The organism is Streptomyces sp. adm13(2018), from assembly GCF_008042145.1.
In the GTDB taxonomy this organism is placed as follows: domain Bacteria; phylum Actinomycetota; class Actinomycetes; order Streptomycetales; family Streptomycetaceae; genus Streptomyces.
In genome coordinates this window covers 674,394-683,820 of sequence record NZ_RDBH01000141.1, presented here as the reverse complement: position 1 = coordinate 683,820, position 9,427 = coordinate 674,394, and the positions used below count along the sequence as shown (strand labels likewise).

At 69.7% G+C, this 9,427-nt stretch carries 7 protein-coding genes, 1 tRNA gene and 1 pseudogene; 3 read left to right on the top strand and 6 right to left on the bottom strand.

The window, feature by feature from the left end:
• Both EAO70_RS31280 and EAO70_RS31275 read right to left on the bottom strand, forming a co-directional pair.
• Positions 1 to 716, bottom strand: a pseudogene (locus EAO70_RS31280) (hypothetical protein); the annotation flags it as partial.
• Positions 717 to 836: 120 nt separating this feature from the next.
• Positions 837 to 1,319: a response regulator gene (locus tag EAO70_RS31275; protein WP_148006174.1), complete on the bottom strand. Its 483-nt coding sequence runs from the start codon at positions 1,317 to 1,319 to the stop codon at positions 837 to 839.
• A gap of 160 nt (positions 1,320 to 1,479) precedes the next feature.
• On the opposite strand from EAO70_RS31275, the gene EAO70_RS31270 reads away from it, so the two are divergent.
• A tRNA-Arg gene (locus EAO70_RS31270) sits at positions 1,480 to 1,551 on the top strand.
• 208 nt (positions 1,552 to 1,759) lie between these two features.
• On the opposite strand, the gene EAO70_RS31265 is transcribed toward EAO70_RS31270, so the two are convergent.
• Together EAO70_RS31265 and EAO70_RS31260 are read right to left on the bottom strand one after the other, a co-directional pair.
• Positions 1,760 to 2,182, bottom strand: coding sequence for a hypothetical protein (locus EAO70_RS31265; RefSeq protein ID WP_148006173.1), 423 nt, complete (start codon positions 2,180 to 2,182; stop codon positions 1,760 to 1,762).
• A 244-nt stretch (positions 2,183 to 2,426) separates the two neighbouring features.
• Positions 2,427 to 2,750: a hypothetical protein gene (locus tag EAO70_RS31260; protein ID WP_148006172.1), complete on the bottom strand. Its 324-nt coding sequence runs from the start codon at positions 2,748 to 2,750 to the stop codon at positions 2,427 to 2,429.
• A gap of 1,015 nt (positions 2,751 to 3,765) precedes the next feature.
• Between EAO70_RS31260 and EAO70_RS31255 the strand changes: the two genes are divergently transcribed.
• Together EAO70_RS31255 and EAO70_RS31250 are read left to right on the top strand one after the other, a co-directional pair.
• Positions 3,766 to 4,971: a S1 family peptidase gene (locus EAO70_RS31255; RefSeq protein ID WP_148006171.1), complete on the top strand. Its 1,206-nt coding sequence runs from the start codon at positions 3,766 to 3,768 to the stop codon at positions 4,969 to 4,971.
• A 141-nt stretch (positions 4,972 to 5,112) separates the two neighbouring features.
• Positions 5,113 to 6,030, top strand: a complete 918-nt coding sequence (locus tag EAO70_RS31250; RefSeq protein WP_148006170.1) for a hypothetical protein — start codon at positions 5,113 to 5,115, stop codon at positions 6,028 to 6,030.
• A 55-nt stretch (positions 6,031 to 6,085) separates the two neighbouring features.
• Here EAO70_RS31250 and EAO70_RS31245 read toward each other — a convergent pair whose 3' ends face one another.
• Positions 6,086 to 7,549 carry an ABC transporter substrate-binding protein gene (locus tag EAO70_RS31245; protein ID WP_315986259.1) on the bottom strand — a complete coding sequence of 488 codons (1,464 nt, stop codon included), beginning with the start codon at positions 7,547 to 7,549 and terminating at the stop codon, positions 6,086 to 6,088.
• Positions 7,550 to 8,037: 488 nt separating this feature from the next.
• A partial coding sequence (locus tag EAO70_RS31240; protein ID WP_148006615.1) for a S8 family peptidase occupies positions 8,038 to 9,427 on the bottom strand: 1,390 nt, incomplete at its 5' end.

Below are 9,427 nucleotides of genomic sequence, written 5' to 3'. Positions count from 1 at the left end.
CCCGGTCCGCCGGGCGCAGCGCCCTCGACATCGCCGGGATCCTCGAAGAACGCCTCCGTGGGACCCCCGGGCTGCGCGAGGTCGCCGTCACCGGGCCCGGCTTCCTGAACTTCACCCTCCGGTCCGACGCCGGCGGCGTCGGGGCCGAGGAGGTCGGGCTCGTAGGGGCCGGGGTGGACGTGGATCCGCTCGGGGGTCTGGTGGGTCTGCTCGTGGAGCGGGTGGATCTGCTGGGGGGCCTGGCGGATCTGCTGGTCGTGCACGGCGACGTCGGCGCCCTGGCTCCGGAGGAGACGGACGACGGTCTCGGTGACGATCAGGGCGCGCGACTCCGTCAGGTCGGCGAAGCGGACGGTGACGCCTGCGAGGGCGGTGCCGCTGCCGTACGACTCCCCTGCCTCGCGGATGGCCCGCACGAGCTCGCCGCCGGCGTCGGACCGGAGGGTGAAGTTCAGGAAGCCGGGCCCGGTGACGGCGACCTCGCGCAGCCCGGGGGTCCCACGGAGGCGTTCTTCGAGGATCCCGGCGATGTCGAGGGCGCTGCGCCCGGCGGACCGGGCGAGGGCGAGGGCCACGTTGCTGGCGTAGTCGCCGACACCGCCGGGCCGGGCCCGCTCGACCTTGACGACGGGGGGGACGTCGACCCGGAGCGCACCGTCGTCGACCGCACGGCGCACGGCGTGCAGCACGGTGAGGGAGAGGTCCGCGGGGGTCACGGGACAAGCGTAGGGGAGGAGGGGGGTCGGAACGCGAACCGGTTTCGCGATGCGGTCACTCGGAGGGCGAGTCCCGCCGCGCGGGCAGGGAAGTGCGAGGGATCGGAGCAAGCGTGGGGATCAGTTCGAGTGAGGGGTCGTTCCTGCACGGCGGGGATTCTGGCAGTCGTCGACTGCGGCCGGATCCTCACCGCCGTCGGTGCCGGCCCCGTCGGGCCGCTCGCGTCGCTCGCGGTGCATGAGCTGCCGGACGACGCGGATGAGCTCGGAGGGCTCGAAGGGCTTGGCGAGGAAGGCGTCGACACCCGAGGCGACCCCGCCGGAGACCTCGCCCTCGCCGCAGGCGCTGATGATCGCGACGGGGAGGTGTCTGGTCCGGGGATCGGCGCGGAGCCGCTCGGCGGTCTTGATGCCGTCCAAGCGGGGCATGACGACGTCCAGGGTGACGACATCAGGACAGACCTGATGTACGACATCCAGACACTCGGCACCATCGGCCGCGGTCACGACCTCGAACCCCTCGAGTTCGAGATTGACCCTGATCAACTGCCGGATCACCTTGTTGTCGTCGACAACGAGCACCCGGCCGGACGCGCCTGACACACCAACGAGAGTAGGCGGCCCCCAACGGCCGCGTCCGGGTTTTGCCCACTTCTGACCCGTGCGGGGGACCCCGCCCCTGGTGACACCCCGGAAATACCTGTTCACAGCCACTCCCGCGGAGCTGGTAGGGTTCTACCCGTCGCCGCCGAACGCGGCGGACGCCCCCGTAGCTCAGGGGATAGAGCAACGGCCTCCGGAGCCGTGTGCGCAGGTTCGAATCCTGCCGGGGGCACTTCGCAGGAAGTGCCACACAGACCCCGTGATCAGCGGAAACGCTGAGAACGGGGTCTTGTCGTATGTGCAGGTGTGGGCCGGGATGAGCCGCCATGTGGCAGGGTCGCGGCCTGGGTCCTGGGGCATCTCCCCAGGTGGGAGCCCGGAAACGACGTGAGGCCCCGGGACGGGTCCCGGGGCCTCACGTCGAAGCGGTGTGGTCGGGCTCAGTCGGCGGTCACTCCCCAGTAGCCGATCAGGTCCGGCCGGCCGTCACGATAGAGCACCGTGCAGTTCCCCTGGGCACGGTCGGGGAACTCCAACCGCTCCGTTTCAAGAGCCTCTTCCCACTCCTCGTAGGTGGGTTGGCCGCCGGGGGAGAACGCGCGCACTTCGCTGTCGGTCAGCGGCCGCATGAGCGGACCATCACTCCGATCCGTGGCGTCGACCATGCGGGGGAAGTCCAGCACGGTGCACGTACCGCCGGTGAAGATGTACTCGTGCCAGGCCGGATCGCGCCACAGCTCCTCGATGGATCGCCCTTCGAACCCGTGGTCGTCCTCTGCAAGGCTCTCGTCCTGGGCCTGCCGGAATGCAGCCGCCAGATCAGGCTGGTACGGGCCCGTCCGCGTCCACGCGTTACCGCCCACCCTTGTCCCCTCCCCATTCGAACCGTCCCAACGGAAGCGCAGCGTAGGCGGTCGCACTGACACTCCCGCTCGCTCGATCGCTCGTACTCCCGCAGCAGGTTCTGCGTGACCGGCTGACCGGCAATCCGGACAGCCATGCCGGGTTCAGCAATAAGCAATACAGAGCTGGGACTGCAATGCCTTCTACGGATTACGGCACCGGGCCCTTCAGAAGGGGCGCGTGGGCGGAGTTCCTGTGCTCCTTCTACCGGATGAATTCGCTGCGCCAGGACGGAGGGGGCGTGGTGGTTCGGAGCGTTCTGTCGCCTTGCCAGGCGTCCACCGTCGCGGCCTTCCAGTCGAGCACCCAGCCGGGGCGCAGGCCGCGGGCTCCCCAGCCGTCCGGGCGTCGGCGGGGGATCGGGAAGCCCGCTTCCTGCGCGGCGGCCGCCGTGTCGCAGGTCTCGCGCGCGATGCGGAGGGCGTCCGACCAGGTCTCGGCCGGCCCGGTGAGGACGTGCAGTCCGCACTGCTCGGGCCGCACGGAGTTCTTTATGGGGACATTGACCTGGAAGTAGACCTTGGTCATGGCACCGTCTCCTCGGTTCTGTGCCTTCACCGCTCCGACGGCGTGGACTTGGGCGGATCCAGGCAGCGGGTCGTATCCCTTCCGGCTGCTCGGCCTCACACCTGGACGGTCGCTCAACGGACCGCATCAGCGTATGAAGCGGCCCGATCCCTGAATATCCGGAGCCTGCGAATCACCTATACGTACCCGGGCCGCCGTACGGGGGCAGCCCGGGAGGTGGCGCGCGGGGGTCCAGCCTGTCGAGCGGCCAGGAGTCCGCTCCTGCCGGGGCCGGTGCGAAGGGAGGGCCGCCCGTCCCGGGACAGGCACGCGGCCGCATCACCGGCAGCCTGGGCCTCGGCGCCCGCTCTGCGGGCACCCGAAAGTCGGCGCGGTACGGGCATCGGCCCGCGCCCGCTCCCGCGTCGGGAGGGGTCCTCCGCCTGCGGATGCGGGCCGTTCGGCCGCCGGCGTCCACGGGGCCTCGGCGCGCGCCGGGTTTTCTGCGTATCCGTGAATTCGTCCTCCCGATGCAACGGCGGACGCGGAGCTTCTATGGTTCCGGCCAGGCAGCACGCTTCGGCATGATCCGCGCAGCCTCCCTGCCGTGGGCGAAGCGGACGAGTCGTCCGAGGCTGTCGAGTGCGCCCTGGAAGGGGAGGGGCCGAATTCAGGCGTTTCCGTTGACTTCACAGCCGGACACCGTTGCCCCTCCGTATTTCGTTGCTGCTTTTTCCTTCGGTGAGCCCTGGGGTGCTGCAAGCCTTCCTCCGGTATCACCTGGCACCTCCTCACACCTCTTCAGTTGACGCCCGGTCAGGTCGCCCTCAGTTCAACAGGAATGCCGGGAATCCTGTTGAAAAAGATTCTCGCGGCACGCATCTTGAAATCCTTCTGAATGTTGGGCAATAGTTCGGATCGCGGCGAGTCGGTGACTCTCCGTCAGGCAGGAACCACCCTTCGCCGGGGCATTGTTGGCGCGTTCCGGCGATAAACCCCCCATCGGGTTCCTGGCTGTCATCCGGAAGGAATCCACGTGCGCAACTCTCGTAAGTACCGCCTGGCCGCGGTGGGCATCGCGCTCTCGGCCTCGGCGGTTCTGGGGACCCAGTTCACGGCCCAGGCGCAGGACACGGCGTCCACCCCCCGCTACCAGCCCGAGATGGTCCGGGCGCTGGCCGCTTCGCTCGGTGTGAGCGAGGAGGCCGCGGTCGACCGTCTGGACCGGCAGGACACCCAGCAGGCCACGCTCGCCCGTCTCGCGAAGAGCGGGATAGCCGGCGACGGCGCCTTCTTCGACGCCTCCGGCACCCTGACCGTCAACGCCGACGACCAGGCCGAGGCGACCAGGATCGAGAAGGCCGGCCTCGCCGCCCGGGTGCCCGCCCGCGGCCAGGCCTCGCTCGACCGGATCAAGGCCCAGCTGGACGCCCTCGCCGCCAAGAAGGTCCCCTCCGGCGTCGTCGCCTGGTCCGTGGACCTGGCCTCCGACAAGGTGACCGTCAAGGTCGCCGACGACCGGGGCGCCGCCGCCAAGGCGTTCCTCGCCAAGGCCGCCCGGCACGGCGCCGCCGTCCAGATCGTGCGGGGCCAGGAGAAGCTGGAGCCCAAGGCCGCGATCTACCCCGGCAGCAAGATGACGTTCAACAACAGCAGCAACTACTGTTCCGTCGGCTACGGCGCCCGCGACAGCTCCGGCCGGCAGTACCTGGTGACCGCCGGGCACTGCGTCACCAACACCCTGCGTTACGACGGAACGGCCTTCGCCCAGGGGTACAAGACCCGCTACGCGCTCGGCACCCGCAGCGTCGACATGGGCATCCTGACCGTCAACTCCGGCCATTCGATCGTCACCGCCGTCGGCACCTGGGGGCAGGGCAGCACCGGCACGGTCGCCGTCAAGGGCGTCAGCCGCGCCTCCTCCGGCGCCGCACTCTGCAAGTCCGGCGCCACCACCGGCTGGACCTGCGGCACGGTCGGTTCGTACAACAACACCGTCACCTACATCGACCGCAACGGCGGCCCCGACACGGTCGTCAGCGGCCTGGCCTCCTCCACGGTCTGCGTCGAGGGCGGTGACAGCGGCGGCGCGTACATCTCCGGCAACCTCGCCCAGGGCATGACCTCCGGCGGTCCGACCGACCAGCAGTGCACCGGCGGCGTCAACTCCCGCGGCAGCTCGTACTTCCAGCCGCTCGACGACGCCCTCAACTACTACGGTCTGACGCTCAACACCAACTGAGCACGTCCACAGCAGGATCGGCCGGGGGTCGCTCGCGGAACAAGGCGAGCGGCCCCCGGCTGCTTCCTCGACAGGACCCTTCCCGCACGGCCGCGAGCCCCCGGCTCTCCTCCGAAGACTCTCCACCCGCTGGATGACGCCATGCCGAACGCCCCCCACACCAACGACCCGGACACGATGTTCGCGGTGACGTTCAAAGAAGCGCTGCGACGGCGCGGCCTGCCCCTGGAGCACGTGCGCGATCATCTTCAGTCGCACGGGATCACTCTCAGCATCGCCACCCTCAGCTACTGGCAGAGCGGCCGCAGCCTGCCGGAGAAACCCCAGTCCCTGCGGGCCATCGACGTCCTGGAGCCCTTCCTCGGCCTCGCGAGCGGCACCTTGCGGTCGTTGCTGAGGCGCCGGCCGCGCGGCTGGGTCCCGCCGCACGACCTGGCCGCCATCCGCGGCGTCTACGGCGAGAACTCCGCCATGGAACAGGCTCTCGGCGATGGCTTCGCCCACTTCAACGCAGGCCTGAGGCGCCTGGTCGTCCACGAGACCGTCCTGGTGAACGCACACCGCTTCGTCGACGAGATCCGCGTCACCGTCGCGGTCAGGGCGGTCCACGACGACGCGCGGCACCTGACGGTCGTCCACACCCTGGACTCGACGAGGGCCGACACGGGCACGATCGACCTCACCGTCCCGCACGGCCCGCCGCCGAGCGTCCGCGTACGACCGGAACTGAGCTGCGTGATCGCCGAGATCCCCCTCGGCCGCCGACTGGTCAGGAACGAGACCGCGGTGATCGAGTACGCGCTCCGCTCCACCGCCACCACGGGCGTCTCCCACCGCTACGAACGCCGCGTCACCACGCCCCTGCAGTCCTATCTGCTCCACCTGCGCTTCCACCCCTCGGCGGTCCCGTCGAAGTGCTGGCACTACTACGGCAGGCGGATCGACACCGAGCCCCAGAGCCGGCAGCTCGCGGCCCTCGACGACTTCTCCACGACCCACCTGCTGCCCATGAAGTGCACACCGGGCGTCTACGGCATCGAGTGGCGGTGGACGGACTGAACACCCCGAGTCCTTCTCCGGCCCGCCGAGAGGCGGGCCGGACTCGACCGACGAGCTACCGGCCCAGTTCCCACAGGCGCCAGACACCGCTGTTGTCCGCGACGAGGTACTGGCTTCCACTGATCGTGGGACGCGTCACCACGTAACTCTTCTTCTGCCAGAGCGGCACCAGGGGTACGTCCCTCGCCACCAGTCGCTGGATCGCCTGGAACCGCGCGACGCTCTCGGCGCGGTCGGTGAATCCCTGCGTCGTCTTGATCGCCCTGTCGATCTCGGCCGACGTGTAGCCGTTGTGGAGGCCGTTGCCGCTTCCCACCAGGGGTTGGACGAAGGTGTCCGGGTCGGGGAAATCGGGGCTCCACTGGAGGACGTAGGCGTCGAACTCGCCGCTCTTCTGCCGTTCCTGGTACCTCACCCAGTCGGCCTCCTCGACCAGCTCGACCCGGAACAGGCCCATCCTCTCCAGTTGCGCCTTCAACGCGCGCGCCTCGTCGGCGGCGCTGCCGACCTGGTGCCCCAGTCTGATGCGCACGGGAGTGGAGACACCGGCGTCACGCAGGCGCTGCTTCGCCCACCGCGGATCCGATTCGGGGTAGAGGTCGTAGAAATCGGTACTGTGCCCTGTGACGCCTCGCGGGACGAGTGAGTACAGCGGTGACACGGTGTCCTTGAACACCGCACTCGCCAGACGTCCCCGGTCGATGAGCGCGGCGAACGCCCTGCGGACCTCGACGTTCCCCAGCGGCCGGCGCACCGGGCCCGTGTTCAGGACGAGATAGCGGGCCACCGTGCTCTCCCCGACGGAGAGGCGTACGCCCGGGTCCTTGCCGTTCTCGAGAACCGCCAGCGTCGTGGCGGGGAATCCGGAGGAGGCCACGTCGAGCTTTCCCGCTTTCCACGCCTTCTCCACGTCCTGGGACGTCGCGTAGTAGTGGATCTCGATCGGGTTGCCCTTCCTGGCAGCGGCCCCCTTGTACCTGCTGTTCGGAGCGAGGTCTATGCGGACGTCCTTCGTGTACGAGGAGACGACATAGGGGCCTGATCCCGGGAAGGTCTGCTGTGTCCGGAGGCTGGAGGCGGGGAACTCGGCCGGATCGACGATGGAACCCGCCGAGGTGGCGATCTTGGAGGGCCAGGTGGCGTCCGCCGCGGCGAGGTGGAAGGTCACGGTGGAGCCGCTGGCCTCCACGGAGCGGAGGTTCGCGAACAGGGGCGACGGGCCGAGCGGATCCCGGATGGTACGGATGCGGTCGAACGAGTGCTTCACGGCCGCGGCGGTGAGCGGATGTCCGTTGGAGAACGTGAGGCCGGCGCGCACCGTGCACCGGTACGTGGTCAGGGACGTGGTGAACCCGCACGTCTCGGCCGCGTCGGGCCGAGGCACACTCGCGCCCGGGTCGAAGGTGAGCAGGCTCTGGTAGATGTTGCTGTACAGCGCCCAGGACCCGGCGTCGTAGCCTCCGGCGGGGTCGAGGTGGGTGAGGCTGTTCGCCGTTCCGATGACGACGGGCTCTTTCACCGCTGTCGCGAGTGGCAGGAACGGATAACTGCAGGCCGCCAGTACCGCGCAGGCGCCCACCGCGATACCTAAGCTTCTGCGCCTCATTCGATTGCCTTCTTCCTCTGCCGGGGACTCGGTGGTGGCCGGCCGCTTTCCGTCGGCGAACGGGCTTTCCACGTCCTCCCGGGCGGCGCAATGCCCGCTGCCGCGCGGGTCTTCACACGCGGATCTTGCTTTTCGACTCTACGGGCGGGCCATAGCCGATTCCATCCGGAAGCCCTCGATACGGATACGGCTTAAACGACCGGCACGAGGTGAGAACGGAGAAGGAATCGAATCGCCGCTTTCCCGCCGGGGATTCTGTCGGTCGAATGTCGCGGGTGTCGGTTCTCGCAGGCACAGGGGCACCGGCATTGCAGAAGGAAGCGGGACAGCGAACAGCCCCGGCGGTGGGGGCCGCCGAGGCTGCTCGGTATCAAGGGGGGCCGGTCAGTACGGAGACCGGGTCAGCCGCCGGTGACGGCGGTCAGGGTCTTGTCCGCGTCGGAGAGGCCGGCGCCGCAGCCGCCGGAGCAGGTGCCGGGCAGGGCGCGGGTGTTCTCCTTGATGGTCTGCTCGATCTGGGCGGGGGTGAGGGAGGAGTCCTTCTGCTTCAGCAGCGCGGCCAGGCCCGCGATGTGCGGTGCGGCCATGCTGGTGCCCTGGTAGGAGGCGTACTTCTCCTTGTCGGGGGTGGTGGTTCCCGTGTTGAGGGTGGACCAGATGCCGTCGGCGTCGCGCACGTTGTTCTCGCCGCCGGGGGCGGTGACGTCGACGACCTTGCCGTAGTTGGAGTAGGCGGCGCGGTTGCCCTCGCGGTCGGAGGCGGCGACGGTGATGACGTTGGCGCAGCCGGCCGGGCTGAAGGCGGCGGCGTCGGTGTTGTCGTTGCCGGCGGACACGACGACGGTGGTGCCCCGGTCCCTGGCGCCCTTGAGGGCGGCGTTGTAGGCCTGGTCGCAGGTGAACTTGCCGCCCAGGCTCATGTTGATGACGGCGGCGGGGTTCTTGTTGGCGGGGACGTCGGTCACGGTTCCGCCCGAGGCCCAGGTGATGGCGTCGATGATGTCGGAGGTCGTGCCGCCGCACCGGCCCAGGACGCGGACGGGCAGGATGTTCGCCTCGTGGGCCACGCCGACCGTTCCGGACCCGTTGGCCGCGGCGGCGACGGTGCCGGCGACGTGGGTGCCGTGCCAGCCGCTGTCGGTGGCGCGGGCGGGGACGGGGTCGCCGTTCTTGTCCTTGCCGCACTCCCCGGCCTTCAGCCAGTCACCGGGGTCTGAGGGGTCGCTGTCGCGGCCGCCGCCGTCGTTGGCCGTCCAGGTGTGGGAGATGAAGTCGTAGCCGGGCAGCACCTTGGAGCTCAGCTCGCTGTGCTTGGTGATGCCGGTGTCGATGACCGCGACGGTGACGCCCTTGCCGGTGGCCTGCTTCCAGGCCGAGGGAACGTTCATGCCGGCCGTGGTCTCGTACAGGTCCCACTGGGCCTTGTACTCGGCGGGGTCGACCGCGGTGGCGTACACCCGGCGGTCGGGGACGACGTAGGCCACGTCGGGGTCGGCCAGGAAGGCCGCCGCGACCTTCTGCGCGTCCTGGACCTCGTCGGCCTCGGGCAGTTCGACCAGGGCGGCGCCCGTGCCCAGGCGGCGCTCGAAGGAGACCGGCTCGCCGGCCTTGCCGGCCTTGGCCCTGGCGTCCTTCACGGCCGCCTCGTTCGACTTCGCTTCGGCCGCCTGGGACTTGTAGCCGACGATGAAGCCGTCGACGGGTTCGGTTGCGCCGGAGACGTCGGTGGCCGCGGGGGTGGCGGCTCGACCGGTGTCGGCGGGGCGGGCCGCGTCCGGGGAGCCGCTGGCG